Below are 25577 nucleotides of genomic sequence, written 5' to 3'. Positions count from 1 at the left end.
CACCCTGTGCCGGACACGGTGAGACGATTCGAACCCCACTCAAAATGTCCTTTCTATAGAACCCTCGCGAACCCAACACGTTCTTCTCCCGATGGGTACTTGGGGAGTATTCCCTTCTCACGCCGGATAAAATCGTTCTCGAACGCGGGGGATTTGGGGAACGAAGTGACCTCTGCCGCCTTATCCGAACCCGTCCCGACACTTGACAATGTTCGTTAAAACGAACGAAACCAGCGTCGCCGGGGCCGCGATGCGGATGCCTCCGCTCCGGCTGCGCGAGCCAGATTCGGAGCCCCCCGTGAGCCAGACCCCTTCCCGGACCACCGGACGCACCCGCCGCCACGCGGCCCTGCTGGGCGCCGGCCTCGCGGCGGCCCTGCTCGCGCCGACCCTCGCCTGCGCCCAGACGGAGCTTCTCAACGTCTCCTACGATCCGACCCGCGAGCTCTATCGCGAGATCAACGCGGCCTTCTCCGAGGAGTGGAAGGCCAAGACCGGCGAGACCCTGACCGTGCGTGCCGCCCATGGCGGCTCGGGCTCGCAGGCCCGCACGGTGATCGACGGCATTCCGGCCGACGTGGTGACCCTCGGCATTCCGTCCGACATCGACGCGATCAGCCGGATCTCGAAGAAGATCGTCCCCGACTGGCGCACGAAGCTGCCGAACCAGGGCCTGCCCTACACCTCGACCGTGGTGTTCCTCGTGCGCAAGGGCAATCCGAAGGGCGTGAAGGACTGGGGCGACCTCGTGAAGCCCGACATCAAGGTCATCACCCCCAATCCCAAGACCTCCGCCGGGGGCCGCTGGAACTTCCTCGCCGCCTGGGGCTACGCCTACGAGAAGGAGGGCAAGGACGCCGAGAAGGCCAACGCCTTCGTGGGTTCGGTCTACAAGAACGTCCCGGTCCTCGACACCGGCGCGCGCGGCTCCACCGTGACCTTCGCGCAGCGCGGCCTCGGCGACGTGCTGCCGACCTGGGAGAACGAGGCCTACCTCGTGTTCGAGGAGTTCGGCCGCGACAAGTTCGATGTGGTGGTGCCGCCGACCTCGATCTACGCCGAGCCGCCGGTCGCCCTGGTCGACGTCAACGTCGACAAGAAGGGAACCCGCAAACAGGCCGAGGCTTATCTTCAGTTCCTCTATTCCGATCGGGCGCAGGCCATCTTCGCCAAGCACCATTACCGCCCGCTGAACCGCGCGGCGGCCAAGCCCGAGGATCTGGCACAGCTGCCCGAGCTGAAGCTGTTCAAGATCGAGGACCTGCAGGGCGACTGGGACGAGATCCAGAAGAAGAATTTCGACAACGGGGGTCTGTTCGACCAGCTGAGCAAGGCGGGGCGCTGACGCGGCCGCCCTCCCCGCCCCCTCCCCTCTCCGGGAGGGGCCGAGACCTGAGCAGGACACCACCATGGCCCCGCCCATCCGTGCCGAACCCCTCCGCGCCGAACCCCTCCGCGCCAAGCGGCGTTTTCTCCGCCCGAGCGTGATCCCCGGCTTCGGGCTCGCCTTCGGCTACACCCTCACCTGCCTCGGCCTGATCGTGCTGCTGCCGCTCGCCGCCCTGGTGACGCGCGCCTCCGGCCTCGGCTTCGCGGGGATCTGGGAGGTCGCCACCGATCCGCGCGTGGCCAGCGCCCTGCGCGTCAGCTTCGGCGTCTCCCTGGTGGCGGCGCTGACCGCCTCGGTGTTCGGCTTCCTCATCGCCTGGGTGCTGACGCGCTACCGCTTCCCCGGCCGCAAGATCGTCGACGCGGTGGTGGACCTGCCCTTCGCGCTCCCGACCGCGGTCGCCGGCATCGCGCTGGCCGCCCTCTACGCGCCCAACGGCCTCGTCGGCGCGCAGCTGGCGCGGATCGGAATCGAGGCCGCCTACACGCCGGTGGGCATCTACATCGCCATGGTGTTCATCGGCCTGCCCTTCGCGGTGCGCACCGTGCAGCCGCTGATCGCCGAGATCGACAAGGAGATCGAGGAGGCCTCCGCCACCCTCGGGGCGGGGCGCGTCCACACCCTGGTCCGGGTGGTGCTGCCGCCGCTGATCCCGGCGGTGCTCACGGGCTTCGCCCTGGCCTTCGCCCGCGGCGTCGGCGAATACGGCTCGATCATCTTCATCGCCGGCAACCTGCCCTACGTCTCCGAGATCGCGCCGCTCCTCATCGTCATCAAGCTGTCCGAGTACGATTACGGCGGCGCCTGCGCCATCGCCACGATCATGCTCGGCATCTCGTTCCTCACCCTCCTCGCCATCAACCTGATCCAGGCCTGGAGCCGGCGGAGATTCGGCTATGTCTGAGACCTTCGCCCCCGTCGCCCTGGCCGAGGCCCGCCCGGCCAGCGTCGTCACGGAAGGCCGCTGGATCCGCTGGCTGCTGATCGGGATCGCGATCCTGTTCCTGGCGCTGTTCCTGGTGCTGCCGCTGCTCACCGTGTTCGCGCAGGCCTTCGCCAAGGGCTTTGCCGCCTATCTGGCCGCCTTCACGGAAGCCGACGCCCACGCGGCGATCCGGCTGACGCTGCTGACCGCCGCCATCGCGGTGCCGTTCAACCTCGTCTTCGGAATCATGGCCTCCTGGGCCATCGCCAAGTTCGAGTTCTGGGGCAAGAACCTGCTCGTCACCCTGATCGACCTGCCGTTCTCGGTCTCTCCGGTGGTCTCGGGTCTGATCTACGTGCTGGTCTTCGGGGCGCAGGGGCTGCTCGGCCCCTGGCTGCTGGCCCACGACATCCAGGTCATCTTCGCGGTGCCCGGCATCGTGCTGGCGACCATCTTCGTCACCTTCCCGTTCGTCGCCCGCCAGCTCATCCCGCTGATGCAGGAGCAGGGCACGGCGGAGGAAGAGGCGGCGCTGACCCTCGGGGCGTCCGGCTGGCACGCCTTCCGGACGGTGACGCTGCCCAACATCCGCTGGGGCCTCCTCTACAGCGTCCTCCTCTGCAATGCCCGCGCGATGGGCGAGTTCGGCGCGGTCTCGGTGGTCTCGGGCCACATCCGGGGCCTCACCAACACGCTGCCGCTCCACGTGGAGATCCTCTACAATGAGTACAACTTCGTTGCCGCTTTCGCCGTCGCCTCCCTCCTGGCCGGCCTCGCCCTCGTCACCCTCTGCGTCAAATCCCTCCTCGAATGGCGCTACGCCGACGAGATCGCCGCGGGCGCCCGGGGCCACTGAGCGGGTGGGCGGCTCCACCGCCATCCGCGTCGAGGCGCTGTCGAAGACCTTCGATACGGCCGCCGTGCTGCACGACTTCTCCCTCGACGTGCGGGCGGGCGAGCTGTTGGCCCTGCTCGGCCCCTCGGGCTCGGGCAAGACCACGCTGCTGCGCATCATCGCCGGCCTCGACTTCCCCGATGCGGGCCGCATCGTGTTCGGGGCCGAGGACGCGACCCGGCTCCCCGTGCAGCAGCGCGCGGTGGGCTTCGTGTTCCAGCACTACGCCCTGTTCAAGCACATGAGCGTGGCCGAGAACATCGCCTACGGGCTCAACGCCCGGAAGCGTTCCGAGCGCCCGGCCAAGGCCGAGATCAAGCGCCGGGTCGGCGACCTCCTCGACCTCATCAAGCTCTCGGGCTTCGCCGACCGCTATCCGAGCCAGCTCTCCGGCGGCCAGCGCCAGCGCATCGCGCTCGCCCGGGCCCTCGCGGTGGAGCCCCGCGTCCTGCTGCTCGACGAGCCCTTCGGCGCCCTCGACGCCCAGGTGCGCAAGGACCTGCGCCGCTGGCTGCGCGAGATCCACGACCGCACCGGCCAGACCACGATCTTCGTCACCCACGACCAGGACGAGGCCCTGGAGCTCTCCGACCGGGTCGCGGTCCTCGACAAAGGCCGCCTGGAGCAGGTCGGCACCCCGGACGAGGTGCAGGAGGCGCCGGTCTCCGCCACCGTGCTGAAGTTCCTCGGCGACACCATCGAGGTCGAGGCGATCGCGCAGGGCGGCGAGGTCCGCGTCGACGGCCGCCTGACCCCCGTGCGGGCGCCCGTCGGTCTCGTCGGCCCGGTCAAGCTCTATGCCCGGCCCTGGCAGCTTCAGTTCGCCGAGGGCGACCAGGCCCATCTCCAGGGCGTCGTGCGCTCGTCCTACCGGACGCAGGGGCGCCAGCGCATCGAGGTCGACCGGCCCGAGGGCAAGACCGTGGTGGTGGAGGCCGCCGACACCAACCGCTTCGCCGCCGGCAGCCCGGTGGGCCTGCGGATCATCGGCGGCCACGTGTTCCCGAATTAGCGCGGGTGTCTCCGGTGAGCGCGGGTTTCCCGGGCTGACGGGAAAGCGTCTTGCGCTCGCCGGTGCGATCGGGTGTGACTGCCGCCATTCAAATCAGGAGGGGGCAGCATGTCGGGTGGTCATGGGGCGGGCGGCAGTTCGAACAAGCGCGTGGCGCTGCTGATCTCGGTGCTGGCGCTGTTCCTGGCGCTGGCCGAGACCCTGGCCAAGGGCGCGCAGACCGATGCCCTCGGGGCCAATGTCGAGGCCTCCAACCAATGGGCCTACTTCCAGGCGCGCACCATCCGGGGCACGGTCCTCAAGACCGCCGACGAGACCCTGGCGCTGCTGCCGCCGGAGGTCGCGAATTCCGAGGCCGTCAAGGCCAAGCGCGCCGAGTGGGCCAAGACCATGGCCCGCTGGGACAGCGAGCCCGCGACCGGTGAGGGGCGCAAGGAGCTGGCCGAGAAGGCGCGGCACTCCCAGGAGGTGCGCGACCTCGCCCTGCACCGCTACCACCATTACGAGTTCGCCTCGGCCGCCTTCCAGATCGGCATCGTGCTCGCCTCGGCGGAGGTCATCACCGGCATCTTCGCCCTGGTGGTCGGCGGCGGGCTCCTGGGCATCGCCGGCCTGGCCCTCCTGGGCTTCGGCCTCTACGCGCCGCACGCCCTGCCGTTCTTCCACTGAAACCCTGGGCCGGCCGCGGGCCATAGGGCCCGCCGGGCGAATCTGCCCGGAGAGTCGGCCGGGCCTTCAACGCTTCGGCATCCCCTTGGCGAGGGCCGCGCGCCGCAGGGCCTCCGCCATGGCGCCCCCCGCCTCGGGCGCGGGGGCCGCCCGGGGGGCGGGTCTCGCCGACGGAGCGGCCGGCGCCTCGCGGCGGGCGGCGGGACGCGGCGCACCGGCCTCGTCCGAGCGCATCGTGAGGGCGATGCGCTTGCGGTTCGGATCCACCTCGACCACCCGTACCTGCACGACGTCGCCGGGCTTCACCACCGCGCGCGGGTCCTTCACGAAGCGGTCGGCCAGCATCGAGATGTGCACCAGCCCGTCCTGGTGAACCCCGACATCCACGAAGGCGCCGAAGGCGGCCACGTTGGTGACGACGCCCTCGAGACGCATGCCCGGCTTCAGATCGGAGATCGTCTCGACCCCCTCCTGGAAGGTCGCGGTCCGGAAGGCCGGGCGCGGATCGCGACCCGGCTTCTCCAGCTCCGACAGGATGTCGGTGACGGTGGGCAGGCCGAAGGTGGCGTCGGTGAAGGTCTTCGGGTCCAGGCTGCGCAGGGCGCCGGTATTGCCGATCAGCGCCTGGATCGGCTGGCCGGTGGCGGCCAGGATCCGGCGCACCACCGGGTAGGCCTCCGGATGCACGCCCGAGGCGTCGAGCGGGTCGCTCCCGTCGCGGATGCGCAGGAAGCCGGCGGCGAGCTCGTAGGCCTTGGGCCCGAGCCCCGCCACCTTCTTCAGGCTGGCGCGGCTGCGGAATGGGCCGTGGGCGTCCCGGTGCACGACGATGCTGGAGGCGACCCGCGCGGTCAGGCCCGAGACCCGGGCGAGCAGCGGGGCCGAGGCGGTGTTCACGTCGACCCCGACGCCGTTCACGCAATCCTCCACCACCGCGTCGAGGGAGCGTGCGAGCTTCCCCTCGGCCAGATCGTGCTGGTACTGGCCGACGCCGATCGCCTTCGGCTCGATCTTGACGAGTTCGGCCAGGGGATCCTGCAGGCGGCGGGCGATGGAGACCGCGCCGCGGATCGAGACGTCGAGCTCGGGTAGCTCCGCGCTGGCATAGGCCGAGGCCGAATAGACCGAGGCGCCGGCCTCCGAGACCATCACCTTGGTGAGCCTCAGCTCGGGCTGCTTGGCGATGAGCTCGGCGGCGAGCTTGTCGGTCTCCCGCGAGGCGGTGCCGTTGCCGATGGCGACAAGCTCCACCTTGTGCGCCCGGCAGAGTTTCGCCAGGGCGATCAGGGCGCCGTTCCAGTCGCGGCGCGGCTCGTGCGGGTAGATCGTGTCGGTGGCCACCACCTTGCCGGTGGCGTCGACCACCGCGACCTTCACGCCGGTGCGGAAGCCCGGGTCCAGTCCGAGGGTCGGCCGCGCGCCTGCCGGGGCCGCGAGCAGGAGGTCGCGCAGGTTGCCGGCGAAGACCGTGACCGCGCCGGCCTCGGCCACCGCCCAGAGGCGGGCGCGCAGGTCGGTGTCGAGGGCGGGCTTCAGGCGGGTCCGCCAGGCGCGCCGCACCGTCTCCATCAGGAAGGCGTCGCCCGGCCGCCCCTGGTCGCGGATGCCGAACGTCCTGGCGATGCGCAGTTCCTGCGATCCCGGCTGGCCCTTGGCCGGCGCGTCGCCCACCGCATCGGCGATGGCGAGGTCGAGCACCTCCTCCTTCTCGCCGCGGAACAGGGCGAGGATGCGGTGCGAGGGCAGCTTCGCGAGGGCTTCCGCGAAGTCGAAGTAATCCGAGAACTTCTCGCCGGCGACCGTCTTGCCGGCCTTCACCGTGGCGACCATCCGGCCGCGCTGCCAGCCGGTCTCGCGCAGGGAGCCGACCAGTTCCGGGTCCTCGCTGAAGCGCTCGATCAGGATGGCGCGCGCGCCCTCCAGGGCCGCCTCGACGTCGGCGACGCCCTTGCCCGCCTCCACGTAGGCCCGGGCGGCCCCCTCGGGGGACTGGTCGGGGCGGGCGAGAAGCGCCTCGGCCAGGGGTTCGAGGCCGGCCTCGCGGGCGACCTGCGCCTTCGTCCGGCGCTTCAGCTTGAAGGGCAGGTAGAGGTCCTCGAGCCGGGCCTTGGTGTCGGCGGCGAGGATGCGGGCCTTCAGCCCGGCCTCGAGCTTGCCCTGTGCCTCGATCGCCTCCAGCACGGCGGCCCGGCGGGCCTCCAGGTCGCGCAGGTAGGCGAGGCGCTCCTCCAGGGTGCGCAGCTGCGCGTCGTCGAGGGTGCCGGTGACCTCCTTGCGGTAGCGCGCGATGAACGGCACCGTCGCGCCGCCGTCGAGCAGGTCGACCGCGGCCTTCACCTGCCATTCCGCGACGCCGAGTTCGGCGGCGAGACTCGTGTTGATGGCGGCCATGGGGCGTCTCCGGGTGGGGCCGGGTGTCTACAGGGCCGCCCGCGGCCTGGTCAAACCCGGGACCGGCGTGGCCGGATCGTCAGGCGGCCGCGTCCCACGTCTCCGTCACGGCCCGGCCGTCCCGCACGAGGCGGGCGCGCAGGATCACGTCGCCGGGCGGGAGCGGTGTCGGCGGCCGCCACTCGACGTAGAGCCGCCAGCCGCCGGTCTGGGGGACGAACTCCACCACCGGGTCGACCATCGTGCCGGCGCTGGCGGAGACGTCGGCGGACAGGGTCGCCCCCCGGTCTGACGGCAGGCCCGGCCCTTCGAAATCCACGACGTAGAGGCGCCGGCCCGGGCTCGGCGGCGTGGTCGGGCGCAGGCGCTCGGCCGAACCCACCCGTGTCGAGACGACCCGGCCGAGGGTGCCGGGCACGACGCTCGCCGGCTCGGCCCCCACCGTCGTCAGGCTGTAGGACAGGCTCCGCTCGCGCCCGGCCGGCACGGGGGCGCCGGGCACGAAGGCCGCCACGACGTTGTCCATGTACTCCTCGCGCGAGGGGATCTCGAAGAGCCGGACCGCACCGGCCCCGAACCCCGATTCGGGCGTGACCCAGAGCCCGGGCCGGGCCTCGTGCCGGGCCTGCACGTCGAGATAGGCGGGGAAGTCGCGGGCGCGCTGGAGCAGGCCGAAGCCCTCCAGCGGGTCGACGCCGAAGGCCGAGATCTGCGGCTGCGCCCGGCCGTTGACCAGGGGCCGCCAGAGCCGCTCGCCCCGGGTCGCCACCGCCAGCCCGTCGGAATCATGCACCTGCGGACGGAAGTCGTCGAAGGGCTCGGCGCCCCGGGCGCCCGGCCCGTTCGCCCCGTGCAGGAACATGCTGGTGAGGGGGGCGAGCCCGAGATGCTCCAGGGTCGTCCGGGGATGCAGGGACGCCTCGACGCGCATCACCGAGGGATCGCCCGGCGCCACGCGGAAACGGTAGGCCCCGGCGAGGCTCGGGGACTCAAGCAGCGCCCAGATCTCGATGGCGCGGGCATCGGCCTCCGGCTCGCAGATCCAGAAGGCGGTGAAGTCCGGGAACTCCTCCGGGCCCGGCCCCCCCGTGCGGATCGCGGCGCCGCGGGCCGAGAGCCCGTATTCCTGGCCGAACCCGCGCAGCCGGAAGTAGGAGGCGCCGAGGAAGACCAAGAATTCCTCCTGCTCCGCCGGGCGGTCGGCCGCGAAGGCGTAGTGCAGGCGGAAGCCGGCAAAGCCGAGATCCGGCGCGAAGCTCTGGCCCTTCAGGTCCGGCCCGAGGTCGAACAGGTCGGGGGCGTAGGGGATGGGCCGGGCCGGGCCCTCGCGCGGCTGCAGGGAGAGGGCGACCCGCTTGCGCTGCAGGAATCCGCGGTGGAACAGCTGTACCGAGAAGAAGCGGCCGAGGGGCAGGCTCGCCTCCGGCCGGAAGGTGATGGCGCGGTAGCCGTCGTAGGACAGGCCGGCCAGGGCCGGCGGCAGATCGTCCTGCGGCGCCGCATAGGGCTGCGCCGCAAGGGCCCGCGCCTTCGCCTTCACCGCATCGAATGTTATGGGTTCGGGGGCCGCGGCGCGCGTTCGGCCCGCATTCAGATCATGCGCGGTAGGGAGGATCATCCCGACGGCCACGCTCAGCGTGGTCCGCAGGGCCTGCCGCCGCGAGAAGGGTTCGGTCCGCCCGCATCCTTCGAGACCCTCGCCATCGCGCATCGCTTCCCCTTTGCCGGCATCGCGCCCGGTGGTGGATCGCGGTGTCCCTCCTTCGAGTTTCCCGCGCCCCATGTCCCACAGGTTGTCGCACGACGCCCCGGCGGCCGAAATCCCGGGTCCGCTGGAAATCGCACCCGAGGCGTCCGCCGCCCGGCCCGAGCGCTTCCTGGGCCGCCGCCTGCTGCTGGCCCTGCCGCCCCTCGTCCTGGGCGCGGCGGTCACCGCCTTGGCGCTGGCCGCCTACGGGACGCCGTCCGGCCTCCTCGGCGGCGCAGTGCTCGGTCTCTTCGCCCTCGTCATGACCTGGCAGGCCTTCGTGGCCTGGCAATACGTCTACGGCCTCGTGGCCACGGCCTTCGGCGACCGGGCGAAATCCGCCCTGGAGCGGCGCTCCCTCACCGTCCCGGCGGAGGCCTCGGGCCTGAGCCGCACGGCGGCGGTGGTGGCGATCCACGCCGAGGACGCGGTGGCGGTGTTCGCCGCCCTGCGGGTCATGGCGCGCTCGCTGCAGCGGACCGGGGGCGACGGCGGCGACATCGACATCTTCGTCCTCTCCGACACCCGGGACGGCGCCATCGCGGCGATCGAGGAGCATGAATTCGCCCGCATCGAGGCCTGGAGCCGCCAGCACGGCCCCGGCCTGCCGCGCATCCGCTACCGCCGGCGCCGGGACAATGCGGGCCGTAAGGCCGGCAACATCACCGAGTTCTGCAAGACCTACGGCCCCGAATACGACTTCATGATCGTGCTCGACGCCGACAGCCTGATGACCGGCAGCGCCATGCGCCGCCTGGCCCGGCTGATGGAGGAGAGCCCCCGGGTCGGCCTGATCCAGACCGTGTCCTACGCCACCGGGCGCGACACGCTGTTCGCCCGCATCCAGCAATTCGCCGTGCGGCTCTACGCGCCCCTGGCGATCCGCTGCCTGGAGACCTGGCAGGGGCCGGACGGCAGCTACTGGGGCCACAACGCGATCGTGCGGATCGCGGCCTTCGCCGACAACGCCGAACTGCCGGTGCTGCCCGGCAAGGCGCCGCTCGGCGGCGAGATCCTGTGCCACGACATCGTCGAGGGCGCGCTCCTGCGCCGGGCCGGCTGGGAGGTCCGCCTGCTGCCGGAAATGGGCGGCACCTGGGAAGAGATGCCGACGAACCTCGTCGACCTCCTCGGGCGCGAGCGCCGCTGGTGCCAGGGCAACATGCAGCACCTGCGCGTCACCGCCATTCCGGGCCTGCGCCCCGCCAGCCGCTGGCACCTCGCCGTCGGCATCCTGTCCTACATGGCCTGCCCGCTCTGGGTCCTGTTCCTCGCCCTCGGAACGCTCCAGGCGGCGCGGACCGGCGAACTCGGGCTCCTCGGCTACGGCCTCACCGGCACGGGTGCCGCCGCCCATGCCCTCGCCGCCCTCGTCCTGACGATCCTGGCCCTGCCGAAGCTCCTCAGCCTCGGCCATGTCCTGGCGTCCCGCGAGCGCCGGGCGGCCTTCGGCGGCACCGCTTCGCTCCTGAAGAGCGCCGCCCTTGAGCAGGGGATCTGGGTCCTGCTCTGGCCGGTGATGACGCTGTTCGCGGCGGGCGCCGTGGCCACCACCTTCGTCGGCCGCGTGGTGCGCTGGGACGCCCAGGTGCGCGATGATCGCCGGGTGCCGTGGCGGGAGGCGTGCCGGCTCCAGGTCGACACCCTCGTGGCGGGCGGCCTCCTGGCGGGCGGCCTCGCCTGGGCGGGCGACCCCTGGCTCGCCCTGTGGATGGCACCGGTGGCCCTGGGCCTGCTCTCGAGCCCGGCCCAGAGCGTCCTGACGAGCAGCGCGCGGCTTGGCCGGATGTCGCAAGGCCGGTGCCTGTTCCTGACGGTGGACGACACCGCCCGGGCGCCCGAGCTCACCGCCCTGGCACAGAGCCGGGGCGGGGCGGCCGAACCCGGTCGCGGCCGGCCGCAGCCGGCCTGGATCGCCGACGAGGTCCCGGCCTCGTCGAGCTGACCCGGGATCGTCGGCCTACTGGTTCTCGAGCACCTTGATCGGGTCCGTGCGCTGGGCGGGGCTCGGCTCCTTGGTGGCGCTGCTGGTGCCCCGGCCCGCGCGCGAATCATCCGACTGCTTGGGCAGGCCGGTACCGCTCGCGAGTTCGAGGCAGGTCACCATCTCGACGTAGGACGGAAACCCGCCGGCCTCGAACTGCTTCTCGCACTGGTTCTTGGCGGCCGGGGTGAACTCGTTCCAGCGGCGCTTGACCTCGTCGCGCGAGGCGCGCTCGGAGCGCAGGCATCCCTCCTGGCTGGCATTGTCGCTGACGCTCGCGGAGGCCGCCGACTGGCAGGTCCGCTCGATGTTCAGGTCCGGCGGGCCGCTCTCGGCCCGGGCGGCGGTCGCGAGGACCAGGAGGGCGAGGGTTCCGGAAAAGAGGAGGGGCTTCGTCATGGGGAGCGGTCTCTCGCAGCAGGGTCCTGCGCCGCTGTCGGACGGCAGGATCGGGATTTGCCCCACCAACGCGCGAGTTCCGCCCGCGGCACCACCGAAAACGTCACGGCCCCCGCAGGGCGGCGTCGAGATCGGCGAACAGGTCGTCCACCGCCTCGATCCCGGTGGAGAGGCGCAGGAGGTCGGGGGGACACGGGGAATCCGGCCCCTCCACCGAGGCCCGGTGCTCGATCAGGCTCTCGACGCCCCCGAGGGAGGTCGCCCGCTTCCAGAGCCGCACCCGCGCCGCCGTACGGATCGCCGCCGCTTCGCCGTCCCGCACCCGGATCGACAGCATGAAGCCGAAGCCGCCCTCCATCTGCCGGGCCGCGACCGCGTGCCCGGGATCGTCCGGCAGGCCGGGATAGAGCACGTGGGAGATGGCGGGATGCCCCTGGAAGCGGCGGGCGAGCGCGGCGGCGCTCGCGGCCTGCGCCGCCGCCCGCAGCGGCAGGGTGCGCAGGGAGCGCAGCAGCAGATAGGCCTCGAACGGACCCAGGATGGCGCCGCCCCCGGACCGGATCGCGACGAGGCGGTCCCAGAACGCGTCCGCCCGGGCTCCGGCCAGCACCCCCGCCACCACGTCCGAGTGGCCGTTCAGGATCTTGGTGGCCGAGTGCATCACGATGTCGGCGCCCAGCGACAGCGGCCGGGTGTGGATCGGCGAGGCGGCGGTGGAGTCGACGGCGAGCCGCGCCCCCGCCGCGTGCGCGAGGCGGGCCGCCTCCGCGATGTCCGTGATCGTCCAGAGGGGATTGCCCGGCGTCTCGATCCAGACGAGCTTCGTGGCACCGGGCCGGATCGCCCGCGCCAGGGCGGCGAGGTCGTCCATGGCGACGAAATCGACCGCGATCCGCCGGCGCGGCATCTCGGCGTTGAGCCAGCGCTTCAGGCCCCAGTACATCACGCGGGGCGCCACCACGTGGTCGCCGGGCTCCAGGGCGTTGAACACGGCCGTGGCGGCCGCCATGCCGGAGCCGAACAGCAGCGCCCCGGCCGCCGCGTCCTCCAGCATCGCCAGCACCGCCTCCGCCTCGCGCACGGTGGCGTTGTCGGGCCGGGCATAGGAGAAGCCGGAGCTGTAGCCGTTGTCGGGATCCCGCAGGAAGGTGGTGGCCACGTGCAGGGGGGCCACCACGCCTCGCGTCACCGGGTCGACCCGGCCGAGGGCCTGGGCGGCGAGGCTGCGCTTGGTGAAGGCGGGGGCGGCATCCGAAGGGCCGGTCGGCGCGTTCGGTTCTGACTGGGGATCCGGCATGGAGCATGTCCGCGAGGTCGGCGTTCGATGGACCCGGCCTCGCAGACCGGTGCATGGACCGCAAGCCGGAGGCTTCGGGACCCGGTCCCGGGATCCGATTCAGAGGAAAGGAAATCCGTTCGTCATGTCCCGCGCGCCCGCATCGTCACCAATCCACGTCCCCGCCGAGCCCGCCCTCGCCCTGCCCTGGCGGCTGGCGGCGGCGATCCTGCCCGTGGCGCTGACGGCCGTGCTGGGCTCGGCCGCCACGGGGCCGAACATCGAGGGCTGGTATGCGGGCCTGACGAAACCGTCCTTCAACCCGCCGAACTGGGCCTTCCCGGTGGCCTGGACGATCCTCTACGCGATGATCGCGGTCTCGGCGTTCCGGCTGCTGGGGGCGAAGCCCCGCACGGGTCCGACGCGGGAGGGCTGGCGCCTGGCGCTGGCTGCCTTCGCGGTGCAGCTCGCCCTCAACGCCGCCTGGACGCCGACCTTCTTCGCCGCCCACGCGCTGGGGGCCGCCCTGGTGGTCTCGGCCGCGATGTGGGTGATGATCCTCTGGACGATCCGCCTGTCCTGGCGCTTCGACCGGGCGGCGGCGTGGCTGCTGGTGCCCTACGCCGCCTGGGTCGGTTTCGCCACCGTGCTCACCGGCGCGATCTGGCGCCTGAACTGAGGGTGGGCCCGCGGGCGGCCTACTCGGCCGCCTCGACGAAGACGGTCCCGGCCCGGGGCAGGTCCAGGGTGTCCCAGGTCTCGGTCAGGGCCGCCGTGAGCCGGGCGATGCGGGCATCGTCGTGGAAGGGCGACGGCGTGATGCGCAGGCGCTCGGTGCCGCGGGGCACGGTGGGGTAGTTGATCGGCTGGATGTAGATGCCGTGGTGCTCCAGCAGGTGGTCGGCCGCCGCCTTGCACAGCTCGGCGTCGCCCACCATCACGGGGACGATGTGCGTGTCGGTGTGCAGCACCGGCAGGCCGGCGGCTTCCAGGGCGGCCTTGGTCCGGGCGGCCTGGCGCTGGTGCGCCTCGCGCTCGCCGCTCGAGCGCTTGAGATAGCGCACCGAGGCGATGGCGGCCGCCGCGATGGCCGGCGGCAGGGCAGTGGTGAAGATGAAGCCCGGGGCGTGGCTGCGGACCGCGTCGCAGAGGACCGCCGAGCCGGTGATGTAGCCGCCAACGCAGCCGAAGCCCTTGGCGAGGGTGCCCTCGATCACGTCGACCCGGTGCATCACCCCGTCGCGCTCGGCGATGCCGCCGCCGCGGGGACCGTAGAGGCCGACCGCGTGGACCTCGTCGAGGTAGGTCAGGGCGCCGTACCGGTCGGCGAGATCGCAGATCGCGGCGATGTCGGAGACGTCGCCGTCCATCGAGTAGACGCTCTCGAAGGCGATCAGCTTCGGGCGGTCGCCCGCCGCGATCAGCAGCTCCTCGAGATGGGCGAGGTCGTTGTGGCGGAAGACGCGCTTCTCGCAGCCCGAATGGCGGACGCCCTCGATCATCGAGTTGTGGTTGAAGGCGTCCGACAGGATCAGGCAGTTCGGGATCAGCTTGGCGATGGTGGAGATGCCGGCCTGGTTCGAGACGTAGCCCGAGGTGAAGACGAGGCCCGCCTCCTTGCCGTGCAGGTCGGCGAGCTCGCGCTCCAGGTCGACAAGGGGTGAATTGTTGCCCGCGATGTTGCGGGTGCCGCCCGCGCCCACGCCGCAGCGGGCGGCGGTACGGGTCATGGCGCCGACCACGTCCGGGTGCTGGCCCATGCCCAGGTAGTCGTTCGAACACCAGACGGTGATCTCGGAGGTGCCGCCGTCGGGCTTGCGCCAGTGCGCCGTCGGGAAGCGCCCCGCGATGCGCTCGATATCCGCGAAGACCCGGTAGCGGCGCTCGCCGTGCAGGCGGTCCAGCGCGGTGCGGAAATGCGACTCGTAGTCGGTCCGGCCCCGGCCCGACGTCCCAGTGTTGCACCCCTGCCCGGCTTCCTGGCCCGCTCCCTGCTTGGTGTCGCTGATCTTGATCGTCGCGGGCATGCGGTTCACGGGCATCCGTCCTTCACGCTTGGGCTGAGGGGCCTGCGGTAGGGTCGCGGCCTCTGGCGGGATCGTTTCCACGCGGACCCTCGTGCGGGGGCCCTCGATGCAATCGGTCTCGTTGGCGAGCCTGGCGCGCACTCCTGAAGGAGTCGCTGACGACGCTCGCCCTCTGACGCGGGTTTCCCCGGCGCGGTCGCGACGATACAGGTGAACTTGGAATTGGTTCAAGTCGACAACCGCATTCCTGCTTTGCATCCTTCGACCCGAGGCTGCAAAGCCGACACAACGACGTGGCGACGATGCGTCGCGTCGGCCCTCTCCGACCCGGCGCGCTGGGCGCGACGCTCGACCCCCGCACACAGACCGACGCGGCGCATGATGGACGACGAGACCGAGGCCGGAGCATCCCCGCGGGCGACGCCCAAGAATGCGGCCGAGTTCAAGAGTGTGGCCGAGCCCAAGAATGCGGCCGAGCCCAAGAGTGCCGCCGAGCCCAAGAGCGCGGCCGGGCAGCGGGCCGAGCGCCTGAAGGCGGCCCTGCGCGACAACCTGCGCCGGCGCAAGGCGCAGCTGCGCGACCGCGCGGATCCTGCCAAGCCCGGCGAAACACCCGACGAAACATCTGAGACCGGCGAAACACCCGAGCCCGGCGGCGAAGCATAATCGCGCGCCGAAAACCTCCTTTTCGACAAAACTTGGCTATAACGGTGCCGTTTCCACGGGGACGGCTCGCGTCCCGCCAGGTTTCGAGTTCGGAAGTCTCCCGCTCGCAGCGCCGCAGGCGCACCGGGCGCGCAAAGATTTGGGCAAGGTTTTAGAAACAATGGACCGCATCAACATCATCGGCGGCCGGCCGCTGCACGGGGTCATCCCGATCTCGGGCGCCAAGAACGCCGCGCTGCCCCTGATGATCGCCAGCCTGATGACCGGCGAGACGCTGGAGCTCGGCAACGTGCCGCGGCTGGCCGACATCAATGCCCTGCTGCGCATCCTCGGCAATCACGGCGTCGACCACATGGTGGTGGGCAAGCGCCCGGGCCAGACCACCGAGACCGGCCAGACCATCCGCCTCACCGCCTCCAACGTCATCGACACCACGGCGCCCTACGAGCTGGTCTCGACCATGCGGGCCAGCTTCTGGGTGATCGCGCCGCTCCTCGCTCGATTCGGCGAGGCCCGAGTCTCGATGCCGGGCGGCTGCGCCATCGGCACACGCCCCGTCGACCTGCTGCTGATGGCGCTGGAGCGCCTCGGCGCCACCGTAGAGGTCGATGGCGGCTACGTCGTCGCCCGGGCCAAGAACGGCCTGCGGGGCGGCGAGATCCACTTCCCCAAGGTGACGGTGGGCGGCACCCACGTGGCGCTGATGGGGGCGGCCCTGGCCAACGGCTCGACCCTGATCGAGAACGCCGCGCGCGAGCCCGAGGTCGTCGATCTCGCCGCCTGCCTCACCAAGATGGGTGCCCGCATCGAGGGCGCCGGCACGCCCCGCATCACCGTCGAGGGCGTCTCGCGCCTGCACGGCGCCCGCCACGACGTGCTGCCCGACCGGATCGAGACCGGCACCTACGCCATGGCGGTGGCGATGACGGGCGGCGACGTCACCCTCGAGAACACCCGCGCGGACCTGCTGCATTCGGCCCTCGACGTGCTCGCCACCACGGGCGCCGAGATCACGACGGGCACCGACACCATCCGCATCCGCCGCAACGGCGGGGGCATCGCCGCGGTCGACGTCACCACCGACCCGTTCCCCGGCTTCCCCACCGACCTGCAGGCGCAGTTCATGGCGCTGATGACGCTGGCCAAGGGCCAGTCCAACATCCGCGAGACCATCTTCGAGAACCGCTTCATGCACGTGCAGGAGCTGGCCCGCCTCGGCGCCCGGATCCGGCTCGAGGGCGACCTCGCCATCGTCGAGGGCGTCGAGCGGCTCAAGGGCGCGCCCGTGATGGCGACCGACCTGCGCGCCTCCGTCTCCCTCGTCATCGCGGGCCTCGCGGCCGAGGGGGAGACCAGCATCAACCGGGTCTACCACCTGGACCGCGGCTTCGAGGCCCTGGAGGCCAAGCTCGCCCGCTGCGGCGCCGAGATCACCCGCGTCCGCAGCTGACGGCAGCGGCGCTCCGCCCTCCGGGGGCGGCGCGCCGCGGGCGGATCAGCCGCCGATCTCGCCGTGCTTGCGGCCGAAGCCCGGGATGTCGCAGCCGCAGCGCGAGCCGTAGGGCTGCGGGCGGGTGATGCAGTTGCCGCGCTGGGTCAGGCAGAGCCGCCCGAATCCGCCGCCGTAGCCGCGGGGGCGGCGATCGTACCGGTCCTCGTCGTAGCGCCGGCGCTCGTAGCGATCCTCGTCGTAGCGGCGCTCGAAGCGGCGCGGCCGGTCGTCGTCGCCGTAGTATTGCGCCCGCGCCTCGAAGGCTCCGAAGCCGGTGCCGAGCGTCGCCGCCGTGGCGAAGGCGAGAATCGTGGTCTTGATGGTCGTCCTGGACGTGCGGGTCATGGATGGCTCCCCTCGGATGTGCCGTCTCGTCACGGTCCGATCTAGCGCGTCCGGGCTGAACGCTCCCTGAGGGGCCTGCCGTCCTTCGCGGGCTCTCGTTTCAGCCGAGAAATTCAGCCGAGGAACCGCGTGAGGACACGCACCAGCGGAAGCACGGCCCGGGCGAGCCGGATCTGCCCGGGCAGCTGCCGCGGCCCGAGGGGGCGATGGACGAGGCGCGGGCTGGCGCGCTCGGCCTCGGCCACGGCGTGGCCGGCGAGGGGATGGGCCGCGACGCGGGCGGCGTCCGCTTCCGCGATCCGCAGGGCCCGGGCCCAGCCCCGCTCGGTGCCGAGCCGGCCCGCCGCGTGCAGCCGGCGCAGGCGGCGGCGCCAGGCGTAGCGGACGAGCGCCCGCGGCACCGATTCGAGGCGGGCGTCGCACAGGCTCTCGGGCTTCTCGCAGCGCGCCCGGATGGTGTCTGCGACGCCGCCCGGCGCCCGGCCCACGAGCCGCCCCGAGACCGTGACGAGGATGGAGGGGTCGTGCCGGACGTGCAGGCCCTGCGCCAGCAGCAGCGCCACGAAGGCGCCGTCCTCGCCCAGGGCGATGGCGGGCATGCCGCCCACCGCCCGGTAGGCCGCGACGCTGACGCTCAGGGTGGCGCCGATGGTGGTGCGGTGGCAGGGCCAGGGGTCGTGCGGATCGGGGTCGATGCGCGCCTCGGCCTCGGTCAGGAGATCGCTGTAGAGGTCCTCCCGGTCGCCGCGCCAGTGCAGGGACGGCGGCAGCAGGGCCCGCTCGTCCGGATCGAGCTGGATGCGGCCGGCCACCGCGTCGGCGCCGCGGTCGAGGGCGGCCCGGTTGCGCGCCACCCAGTCGGGCGGAACCCGGCTGTCGGCGTCGGTCGAGAGGATCATGCCCGAGAGGATCATGCCCTCGGCGCCGAGCCAGTCGGCCGCCTGGTCCATCGCCGCGCGCCGGGCCCAGCCCGCATGGGCCCCGGCATAGTCCACGTGCGTGACCCGGACCGGCACCGACATCCGCGGCACGAGGTCGGCGACGATGGCCTCGGTGGCATCGGTGCAGTTGTTGAGGAACAGGACCACCCCGAGGCTGCCCGGAGCCAGGCCGGTCTGGGCGTCGATGGCGCCGAGGCAGGCGGCGATGCGCTCGGCCTCGTTGCGCACCGGGATCGCGACCACGGCACGGACCGCGGCGACGGCCTCGGAAGGCGGGCGGGTCTCGCCGGGAAGGGACGGGCCGGCGAGGGACGGGCCGGAGGGAGACAGGGATGCGGCCGACACGTCACGACTCCGTTCGCCGGGGAAGGGGCCGGCGCAGCGCCGGGTCCCTAGCAGGTTCGGCCGGGGCGACAATGGCCGAGCCTCGCTGTGGCTGAGCCTCGCTGTGCCCGAGTCTCGCTGTCCGGATCCTGAATGACGTCCCGGTCCTGGAATGCCGCCCGCCAGTTGCCGTGGGCGGGCCGCCTCGCTACCTACGGCTCCCATCCCCTTGAAGGGTCGAGCCCGCGCCCGGGCCGGCCCGCCGACAGGAGCGCGACACCCGATCATGGAGCTTCTCAGGCTCGCCGCCCTCGATGCCGAAGACCTGGCGGTCGTCTCCGCTCACCTGCAGGACGCGATCCTGAAGGCGAGCGACCTCGCCTATCTGGCGGGCCAGCACCGTTTCGTCCTGGTGGCGCGCCGCTTCGACTGGTCGGCCGAGGAGGGCGCCCCGCCGCGCCGCCGCCTGACCGGGATGCATTTCGACCGGGTGCTGCGCGTGCGCAGCCGCGGGATCACGCCGGGGGCCGAATCGGACGCTCCCCTCGAACTCCTCGCCATCACCTTCGCGCCCACCGAGGCGCCCTCCGGCACCGCCACCCTGGTCTTCGCCGGCGGCGCGGCGATCCAGCTGGACCTCGAATGCATCGAGATGCAGCTCAAGGATCTCGGGCCGGTCTGGGAGGTGGAGGGGCGGCCCGACCACGAGGCCGTGGCCGCCGGCCGCGCCGCGATCGCGGGAAACCCCTCCCGGGAAACCTTCTCCGGGGAAAACCTCTCCCGGGAAACCCTCTCCGGGGACAACGGCTCCGGGGGAACCGCCCCCAAGGGAAACGCCTGATGGTCCGCCTCGATTCCCGCGACGAAGCGTTCGCGGCCGCCTTCGCGCGCCTGCTCAGCGTCAAGCGCGAGATCTCGGAGGATGTCGACGAGACCGTGCGCGGCATCATCGCCGGCGTGATCGCGGGCGGCGACGCGGCGCTGGTCGACTACACCCGCCGCTTCGACCGGTTCGGCGAGGATTTCACCGTCGCCTCCCTGCGGGTGACCCCGGCCGAGATCGAGGCGGCCCTCGCGGCCTGCCCGGCCGAGGCCCTGGAGGCCCTGCGCTTCGCGGCCGAGCGCATCGAGGCGTTCCACGCCGCCCAGGTGCCCGGCGACCACATGGCCACCGACAGCCTCGGGGTCACCGCCGGCTGGCGCTGGACGGCGCTGGAATCCGTCGGCCTCTACGTTCCCGGCGGCACCGCGAGCTATCCCTCCTCGGTGCTGATGAACGCCATTCCCGCCCGCGTCGCCGGGGTGCCCCGCGTCGTGATGGTGGTGCCGATGCCGGAGGGCACCCTGAACCCGCTGGTCCTCGCGGCCGCGCACCTGGCCGGCGTCGACGAGGTCTACCGGGTCGGCGGCGCCCAGGCGGTGGCGGCCCTGGCCTACGGCACGGACACGATCGCGCCGGTGGCCAAGATCGTCGGCCCCGGCAACGCCTGGGTGGCGGCGGCCAAGCGCCGGGTGTTCGGGCAGGTCGGCATCGACATGATCGCCGGCCCGTCCGAGGTGCTGATCCTGGCCGACGCGCATGCCAATCCCGACTGGGTGGCGGCCGACCTCCTGGCCCAGGCCGAGCACGACGCGGCGGCCCAGTCGATCCTCATCACGGATTCCGAGACCCTGGCCGACAACGTCGCCGAGGCGGTGGAGCGCGCCCTGACCACCCTGCCCCGGGCCGAGATCGCCCGGGCGAGCTGGCGAGACTACGGCGCCATCGTGGTGGTGCGCAGCTTCGACGAGGCGGTGCCGCTGGTGGACCGCCTCGCGCCGGAGCACCTGGAGATCGAGACCGTCGACGCCGAGGCGCTGGCCGCCCGGGTGCGCAATGCGGGAGCGATCTTCCTCGGCTCGCACACGCCGGAGGCCATCGGCGACTATGTCGGCGGCCCCAACCACGTCCTGCCCACCGCCCGCTCGGCGCGGTTCTCCTCCGGGCTCGGCGTCCTCGACTTCATGAAGCGCACCACGATCCTGCGCTGCGACCCGGCGGCCCTCCGGGCGCTGGGCCCCTCGGCCATCGCCCTCGGACGGTCGGAGGGCCTGGAGGGCCACGCCCGCTCGGTGGCGATCCGCCTCAACCTGTGAGGGCCTGATGTCCGGCGCGGCCAATTCGAGCGAAGCGAAATCCCGGGACGCCAAGGCGGCGGAGGCCAAGGCGTCGGAGATCAGGGCGGCGGAGGGCAAGGCGGCGGAGGGGAAATCGCCGCATCGCCTCGCGGTGGTGACCCTCGACGAGGAGTCGATCGGGCGGGGCAATCCGGATCAGGAGCACGAGCGCGCCATCGCGATCTTCGATATCCTGGAGGACAACAGCTTCACGGTCCCCGGCCGCGAGGGCCCCTACGCCCTCACCCTCGGACTGGTGGAGAGCAAGCTCGCCCTCGTCATCAAGCGGGAGGACGGCGAGCCGGTGATGACCCACCTCCTGTCGCTGACCCCGTTCCGCCGGGTGATCCGCGACTACGAGATGATCTGCGAGAGCTACTACAACGCCATCCGCACCGCCTCGCCGACCCAGATCGAGGCGATCGACATGGGCCGGCGCGGCCTGCACAACGAGGCGTCCGACCTGCTCCGCCAGCGCCTCGAGGGCAAGGTCGACCTCGACCACGACACCGCGCGCCGCCTTTTCACCCTGGTCTTCGCCTTGCACTGGAAGGCTTAGAGCCGGGACCCCTCTCGAAGTGCGAGGCTGAGACGACCGGATGGCGGACGCGACCGGCCCGAAGAAGACGCGCGTGCAGTCGGCCCTGTTCATGTGCAACTTCAACGCCGTGCGCTCGCTCGCGGCGGAGGCCATCGCGCGCCATTACTTCGGCAAGTCGATCTATGTGCAATCGGCCGGGGTGCGCTCCGGAGAGCCGGCCGACCCCTTCATGGTGGCGGCCCTCGACGAGATCGGCATCGACGCGACGCGCCACAAGCCGCGCACCCTGGCCCAACTCGAGGAGTGGGAGGGTCTGAACTTCGACCTCATCGTCACCCTGGCGCCGGAGGCGCACCACGCCGCCCTGGAATTGACCCGGACCAACGCGGTCGAGGTCGAGTACTGGCCGACCCCCGACCCGACCAACATCCAGGACGGCACCCGCGAGCAGCGCCTCGACGCCTATCGCGACGTCCGCGACGGCCTGGTCTACCGGATCAAGATGCGGCTGAAGGGCTGAGCCGCCGGAGCGAGGTCACCGGGCCGTAGCTCTTCTCCCGGATGCGGGCGACGGCTTCGGCGAGGGGCTCCACCGCCACCGCCATGTGGTGGCCGTTGGCGTGGAGGAGGCGGGTGGCGTCGAGCATCAGCCCGACATGGCCGCGCCAGAACACGAGATCGCCGCGCTCCAGCCCGTCGAAGTTTAGGGGCAGGGCCTCGCCGAGCCCACGCTCCTGCTGGTCGGCGTCCCGCGGCGCCGCGATCCCGGCCTGCGCGAGGCAGAGCTGGACGAGGCCCGAGCAATCGAGGCCGAGGCTCGTACGACCCCCCCAGAGATAGGGCGTGCCGACGAGGCGCTCGGCCGTGGCGGCGTAATCGGGTTCGACCGCGTCGAGGGGCGCGCAGTGCCCGGCATAGACGTAGCCGCCCGCGATCCGCAGATAGTCGCCGTGGGTCTCCGTCGGGCGGAGGCGGGCGCCCAGGGTCAGCCAGCCGCTGGCGGGCTGCTTCAGGTCGGGGCCGGGGTAGAGGAAACTGCGCAGGGCGGTGACGCGGTGCGTCGGCGCCTGCGCGGGCCCGAGGGCGGCCTCGGGCAGGTAGCCGACATAGCCGTCATGGGCGAACTGGACGAAGGCGAAGCCTTCCTCCGCACCGTAGGCGGTCACCGCGTCGCCCATCACCGCCTCGGTCTCGAGACCGGCATCGAAGCGCGGCGTCCTCCGCAAGGGGGCGGCTGGCACCACCACCGAGCGCGCCTCGCCCACGACGTAGCGCTCCGCCGCCACCTGGCCGCGCAGGCGTGCATCGGCGATCTCCGGCCGGGCCGGAACGAGACGCGGGTCGGAGAGATCGAAGAGAGAATCCGCCATGGGCCCACCTGTCATCGCCCCGACTATCGGCGTCTGGCGACCGCATCGCAACAGCGCCGAGGCTTCCGGGGCGGACGCGGCATTTCGACGCCCGGACCTGCCCAATCCCCCGGCAGGACGCCTCACACCCGGGCAGGATGTCGATGCAGGCCCCTCGCGGGCGCGCGAAGGGAGCTGATCGAAAATCCATCACGCCGCCGCGATGCGCCGAACGCGCGGCTCGCCCGCGCAAGTGTGCACTGCACAAATGGCCGGATCGCGCGTATGGTCCGGTGATGCCCCAAGCGAGTCGCGCCGTGAAGAAGCCCTCGAAATCCTTCCAGGATCTCCCGCCGATCCGCGTCCGGCGCGAGCCGCCGACCATTCCCGAGGCCGTTGCCGCGGCCCAGGACCTCGCCGACGACATCGAGCAGCAGGTGGAGATCGCCGCCGGGCTGATCGGCTTGCCGGCGGAGGCGGTCCGCGAGCACGTCGTCGCCGCCGCCAAGGTCCGGTCCGAGGCCAAGCCCGACAGGGTCTCCGAGCGGATGCCGGAGCGCATCCTCACCGCCGCCAGCCCGAGCCGGGCGCCGCGCACCGTCATCGTCGAGCGCCGGACCCGGCCACCGGTGGTGGTCGAGCGGCGCGGACGTCCGCCGATCGGACGCCCCTGAGCCAGAGGGCCGGCGTTCCCCCGGTCCCAGGTCTTTCGCCGTTCTACCAATCCAAAGTCTTGCCGGTGTAGTCGAGATAGGCCGTGCCGGTCCGTCCGAGCTGGGCCGTGATCACGTCCGCCATGCCGGTGACGCTGGTGGCCACGTCGATATCGGCATCGGCCCCGCCCATCTCGGTGCGGACCCAGCCCGGATGCAGCAGCAGCACGCCGAAGCCGGCGTCCCGGTGGCGGATCTCGAAGCTGCGCACCAGGGTGTTGAGGGCGGCCTTGCTCGCCCGGTAATTCTCCCAGCCGCCGGATTCGTTGAGGCCGACGCTGCCGAGGATCGAGCTCATGAAGGCGACGAGGCCCTGGGGGGCGAGCCGGTCCAGGAAGGCCTCGGCGAAGCGCACCGGGCTGATCGCATTGGTCTGATAGACCTGGGCGGCGACCGCGCGCGGCACCCGGTGGAGCGGCTCGTGGGCCTGGGTGGCCACGCCCGCCACCACGAAGATCAGGTCGAAGCTCTGGCTCGCCAGGCGCGCGTGCAGGGCGGACACCGCGCGATCGTCGTCGATGTCGGCCGTCTCGACCGTGAGGGCGTCGGAGGCCAGCGCGGCGAGGCCCGGGGAGGCCGAGCGCTGGGTCGCGGTCACCCGCCAGCCGCGCTGGAGGAAGGTCTCGACGAGGCCGAGGCCGAGGCCGCGGGAGGCCCCGACGATGAGGGCGTTCTTCTGGGATGCCATGGTGATCCGTGTCCCTGGTTCGTGGAAGTGGTTCGTGAAGGGCCTGGCGCCCGGGGGCAGCGCCGCCCGTCCCTGTCCGGGGAGGTTGGACGCATGCGCCGGTCCGGCAATCCGGGCTCCCTGCGCCGAGGTGTGCGGGCGCACCCGCGCGGGCCTCAATCCGCCGTCTGCACCGACCAGGTCGCGTGCTCGATGCCGGGCATCCGGGCCAGGCCCGCCACCACGGCGTCGAGCTCGGCGCCGGCCACCGCCGTCGCCACCAGGGTCGCCACCACCTCGACGGTGTCCTCGCCGCGCTCCACTACCTCGATCCCGCCGACGGGGTACTGCGCCGCCTCGAGGCGCTCGACCAGGAGGTCGCGGGCGGGGCCGGCGCCGTCCGCCTGCACCGTCACCTGGACCTCGTAGGTCGCTTCGGTCTGGCTCTCGTCGATGGGCGCGCGGTTGATGGCGTTGACGAGGGGCCGCAGCAGGGTGTTGCCGGCGAGCACCGCGGCGGTGACGAAGGCCGCCTCCAGGGGAAAGTCGGCCCCCGCGAAGGCGCCCACGGCGGCCGAGCACCACAGGGTCGCGGCGGTGTTGAGGCCGCGGACGTTCATGCCCTCCTTCATGATCACGCCGGCGCCGAGGAAGCCGACGCCCGAGATCACGTAGGCCACGGTGCGGGTGCCGCCGGCCGCCCCTTCGAGGCGCATGCCGAGGTCGACGAAGGCGGCCGCCCCCACCGCCACCAGGACGTTGGTGCGCAGGCCCGCCGTGCGCTGCCGGTACTGGCGCTCGGCCCCGATCAGGGTGCCGAGCCCGAAGGCGACGAGGAGGCTGATCGCCGAATTGACGGCTTCGGGCATCGGCCCGGACAGGAAGGGAATCATCCGCCTGCCCTGCCGCGGTCCCGTGACGGGACCATGACGGCGCGACCGGGCTCAGGCCTGGGGATAGTCGGAGATGCCGCCATGGGCCGCCGACCATTGGGCGGGCTGGTGCAGGAAGCTCTCGACCTCGGCCAGGATCTTCGGATCGAAATGGCCGCTCTCCTTGGCCACCGCCAGCACGTCCCACCAGGTGGTGAGGTAGTGCAGCTGGATGCCGAGGTCGGCCATGAGTTCGCGGCTGTTGGGGAAGATGTCGTAGAAGAACATCACGAAACAGTGGTCGACCTGGGCGCCGGCATCCCGCAGGGCCTTGCAGAACAGCGCCTTGCTGCGCCCGTCGGTGGCGAGGTCCTCCACCAGCAGGGTCCGGGCGCCCTCCACCACCTCGCCCTCGATCTGGGCGTTGCGGCCGAAGCCCTTGGCCTTCTTGCGCACGTACTGCATCGGCAGCATCAGCCGGTCGGAGATCCAGGCGGCGAAGGGGATGCCGGCGGTCTCGCCCCCGGCCACGTGGGTGATCGACTCGTAGCCGATGTCGCGCACGATGGTGGCGGCGGCGAAGTCGTTCAGGGTGGAGCGCAGGCGCGGATACGAGATGATCTTGCGGCAGTCGATGTAGACCGGGCTCGCCCAGCCCGAGGTGAAGGTGAAGGGCTTCTCCTGGTAGAAATGCACCGCCTTGATCTCGAGGAGCATCTTGGCCGCCTCGCGGGCGATCACGGCGCGGTCGATCGGCAGGAAGGAGGTCGTCATGCGCGGGGTTCGCTCTCGTGC

At 72.0% G+C, this 25577-nt stretch carries 25 protein-coding genes; 14 read left to right on the top strand and 11 right to left on the bottom strand.

Features of this window, described 5'->3' with window-relative positions:
* The first annotated feature begins 298 nt into the window (after positions 1–298).
* The 5 genes from AC1MGR_RS02095 to AC1MGR_RS02075 all read left to right on the top strand — a co-directional run bounded on the left by AC1MGR_RS02095 (position 299) and on the right by AC1MGR_RS02075 (position 4891).
* Positions 299–1345 (top strand): sulfate ABC transporter substrate-binding protein, encoded by a 1047-nt coding sequence (locus tag AC1MGR_RS02095; RefSeq protein ID WP_480233496.1) that lies wholly within the window; start codon positions 299–301, stop codon positions 1343–1345.
* Positions 1346–1409: 64 nt separating this feature from the next.
* Positions 1410–2294 (top strand): sulfate ABC transporter permease subunit CysT, encoded by an 885-nt coding sequence (gene cysT, locus AC1MGR_RS02090; RefSeq protein WP_108035918.1) that lies wholly within the window; start codon positions 1410–1412, stop codon positions 2292–2294.
* Positions 2287–3171: a sulfate ABC transporter permease subunit CysW gene (gene cysW, locus AC1MGR_RS02085; RefSeq protein WP_108035916.1), complete on the top strand. Its 885-nt coding sequence runs from the start codon at positions 2287–2289 to the stop codon at positions 3169–3171. Before cysT ends, cysW begins: the two co-directional genes overlap by 8 nt.
* A 4-nt stretch (positions 3172–3175) precedes the next feature.
* Positions 3176–4222 carry a sulfate/molybdate ABC transporter ATP-binding protein gene (locus AC1MGR_RS02080; protein ID WP_108035914.1) on the top strand — a complete coding sequence of 349 codons (1047 nt, stop codon included), beginning with the start codon at positions 3176–3178 and terminating at the stop codon, positions 4220–4222.
* 108 nt (positions 4223–4330) lie between these two features.
* On the top strand, positions 4331–4891 hold the full coding sequence (locus AC1MGR_RS02075; protein WP_056472524.1) for a DUF4337 domain-containing protein: 561 nt from the start codon (positions 4331–4333) through the stop codon (positions 4889–4891).
* A 66-nt stretch (positions 4892–4957) separates the two neighbouring features.
* Here AC1MGR_RS02075 and AC1MGR_RS02070 read toward each other — a convergent pair whose 3' ends face one another.
* Together AC1MGR_RS02070 and AC1MGR_RS02065 are read right to left on the bottom strand one after the other, a co-directional pair.
* On the bottom strand, positions 4958–7282 hold the full coding sequence (locus AC1MGR_RS02070) for a Tex family protein (RefSeq protein ID WP_480233495.1): 2325 nt from the start codon (positions 7280–7282) through the stop codon (positions 4958–4960).
* A gap of 79 nt (positions 7283–7361) precedes the next feature.
* The gene (locus AC1MGR_RS02065; RefSeq protein ID WP_480234910.1) at positions 7362–8837 is read right to left on the bottom strand and encodes an OpgD/OpgG family glucan biosynthesis protein; all 1476 of its coding nucleotides are present in this window, start codon (positions 8835–8837) and stop codon (positions 7362–7364) included.
* A gap of 226 nt (positions 8838–9063) precedes the next feature.
* Between AC1MGR_RS02065 and mdoH the strand changes: the two genes are divergently transcribed.
* Positions 9064–10974 carry a glucans biosynthesis glucosyltransferase MdoH gene (mdoH, locus tag AC1MGR_RS02060; RefSeq protein ID WP_480233494.1) on the top strand — a complete coding sequence of 637 codons (1911 nt, stop codon included), beginning with the start codon at positions 9064–9066 and terminating at the stop codon, positions 10972–10974.
* 15 nt (positions 10975–10989) lie between these two features.
* Here mdoH and AC1MGR_RS02055 read toward each other — a convergent pair whose 3' ends face one another.
* Together AC1MGR_RS02055 and AC1MGR_RS02050 are read right to left on the bottom strand one after the other, a co-directional pair.
* A complete protein-coding gene (locus tag AC1MGR_RS02055) occupies positions 10990–11412 on the bottom strand; it encodes a hypothetical protein (RefSeq protein WP_480233493.1) in 423 nt (140 codons plus the stop codon).
* 103 nt (positions 11413–11515) lie between these two features.
* A complete protein-coding gene (locus AC1MGR_RS02050; RefSeq protein ID WP_480233492.1) occupies positions 11516–12709 on the bottom strand; it encodes a trans-sulfuration enzyme family protein in 1194 nt (397 codons plus the stop codon).
* A gap of 124 nt (positions 12710–12833) precedes the next feature.
* On the opposite strand from AC1MGR_RS02050, the gene AC1MGR_RS02045 reads away from it, so the two are divergent.
* A complete protein-coding gene (locus AC1MGR_RS02045) occupies positions 12834–13367 on the top strand; it encodes a TspO/MBR family protein (RefSeq protein ID WP_480233491.1) in 534 nt (177 codons plus the stop codon).
* A 19-nt stretch (positions 13368–13386) separates the two neighbouring features.
* Here AC1MGR_RS02045 and hemA read toward each other — a convergent pair whose 3' ends face one another.
* Complete coding sequence (hemA, locus tag AC1MGR_RS02040; RefSeq protein WP_108035900.1) at positions 13387–14730, bottom strand: 5-aminolevulinate synthase; 1344 nt, start codon at positions 14728–14730, stop codon at positions 13387–13389.
* A gap of 363 nt (positions 14731–15093) precedes the next feature.
* Here hemA and AC1MGR_RS02035 point away from each other — a divergent pair, with 363 nt between their 5' ends.
* Together AC1MGR_RS02035 and murA are read left to right on the top strand one after the other, a co-directional pair.
* Positions 15094–15381 carry a hypothetical protein gene (locus tag AC1MGR_RS02035; RefSeq protein WP_480234934.1) on the top strand — a complete coding sequence of 96 codons (288 nt, stop codon included), beginning with the start codon at positions 15094–15096 and terminating at the stop codon, positions 15379–15381.
* A 160-nt stretch (positions 15382–15541) separates the two neighbouring features.
* Positions 15542–16831, top strand: a complete 1290-nt coding sequence (murA, locus tag AC1MGR_RS02030; protein ID WP_108035897.1) for a UDP-N-acetylglucosamine 1-carboxyvinyltransferase — start codon at positions 15542–15544, stop codon at positions 16829–16831.
* Positions 16832–16876: 45 nt separating this feature from the next.
* On the opposite strand, the gene AC1MGR_RS02025 is transcribed toward murA, so the two are convergent.
* Positions 16877–17218 (bottom strand): hypothetical protein, encoded by a 342-nt coding sequence (locus tag AC1MGR_RS02025; RefSeq protein ID WP_480233490.1) that lies wholly within the window; start codon positions 17216–17218, stop codon positions 16877–16879.
* A gap of 113 nt (positions 17219–17331) precedes the next feature.
* Positions 17332–18402 carry a glycosyltransferase family 2 protein gene (locus AC1MGR_RS02020; RefSeq protein WP_480234909.1) on the bottom strand — a complete coding sequence of 357 codons (1071 nt, stop codon included), beginning with the start codon at positions 18400–18402 and terminating at the stop codon, positions 17332–17334.
* 367 nt (positions 18403–18769) lie between these two features.
* Between AC1MGR_RS02020 and AC1MGR_RS02015 the strand changes: the two genes are divergently transcribed.
* From AC1MGR_RS02015 to AC1MGR_RS02000, 4 genes are read left to right on the top strand one after another with little or no spacing between them, the layout of a single operon-like run.
* Positions 18770–19324: a DUF2948 family protein gene (locus AC1MGR_RS02015; RefSeq protein ID WP_480233489.1), complete on the top strand. Its 555-nt coding sequence runs from the start codon at positions 18770–18772 to the stop codon at positions 19322–19324.
* Positions 19324–20619 (top strand): histidinol dehydrogenase, encoded by a 1296-nt coding sequence (gene hisD / locus AC1MGR_RS02010; protein WP_480233488.1) that lies wholly within the window; start codon positions 19324–19326, stop codon positions 20617–20619. Before AC1MGR_RS02015 ends, hisD begins: the two co-directional genes overlap by 1 nt.
* A 7-nt stretch (positions 20620–20626) precedes the next feature.
* Positions 20627–21199 (top strand): UPF0262 family protein, encoded by a 573-nt coding sequence (locus AC1MGR_RS02005; RefSeq protein WP_480233487.1) that lies wholly within the window; start codon positions 20627–20629, stop codon positions 21197–21199.
* Positions 21200–21239: 40 nt separating this feature from the next.
* Entirely contained in the window at positions 21240–21701 is a 462-nt protein-coding gene (locus AC1MGR_RS02000; protein ID WP_108035886.1) for an arsenate-mycothiol transferase ArsC, read from the top strand.
* Here AC1MGR_RS02000 and AC1MGR_RS01995 read toward each other — a convergent pair.
* Complete coding sequence (locus AC1MGR_RS01995) at positions 21679–22551, bottom strand: C40 family peptidase (RefSeq protein ID WP_480233486.1); 873 nt, start codon at positions 22549–22551, stop codon at positions 21679–21681. The two genes, AC1MGR_RS02000 and AC1MGR_RS01995, sit on opposite strands and share 23 nt — an antisense overlap.
* 296 nt (positions 22552–22847) lie before the next feature.
* Here AC1MGR_RS01995 and AC1MGR_RS01990 point away from each other — a divergent pair, with 296 nt between their 5' ends.
* Complete coding sequence (locus AC1MGR_RS01990; protein WP_480233485.1) at positions 22848–23204, top strand: hypothetical protein; 357 nt, start codon at positions 22848–22850, stop codon at positions 23202–23204.
* A gap of 43 nt (positions 23205–23247) precedes the next feature.
* Here AC1MGR_RS01990 and AC1MGR_RS01985 read toward each other — a convergent pair whose 3' ends face one another.
* The 3 genes from AC1MGR_RS01985 to AC1MGR_RS01975 form a co-directional block, all read right to left on the bottom strand.
* Positions 23248–23931: an SDR family oxidoreductase gene (locus tag AC1MGR_RS01985; RefSeq protein ID WP_480233484.1), complete on the bottom strand. Its 684-nt coding sequence runs from the start codon at positions 23929–23931 to the stop codon at positions 23248–23250.
* Positions 23932–24086: 155 nt separating this feature from the next.
* Positions 24087–24803 carry an MgtC/SapB family protein gene (locus AC1MGR_RS01980; protein ID WP_108035878.1) on the bottom strand — a complete coding sequence of 239 codons (717 nt, stop codon included), beginning with the start codon at positions 24801–24803 and terminating at the stop codon, positions 24087–24089.
* Between the two features lie 51 nt (positions 24804–24854).
* Entirely contained in the window at positions 24855–25556 is a 702-nt protein-coding gene (locus AC1MGR_RS01975; RefSeq protein WP_108035876.1) for an orotate phosphoribosyltransferase, read from the bottom strand.
* Between the last annotated feature and the right edge of the window lie 21 nt (positions 25557–25577).

The organism is Methylobacterium sp. BI1, assembly GCF_056680125.1.
This window is presented reverse-complemented; position numbering and strand designations above follow the sequence as displayed.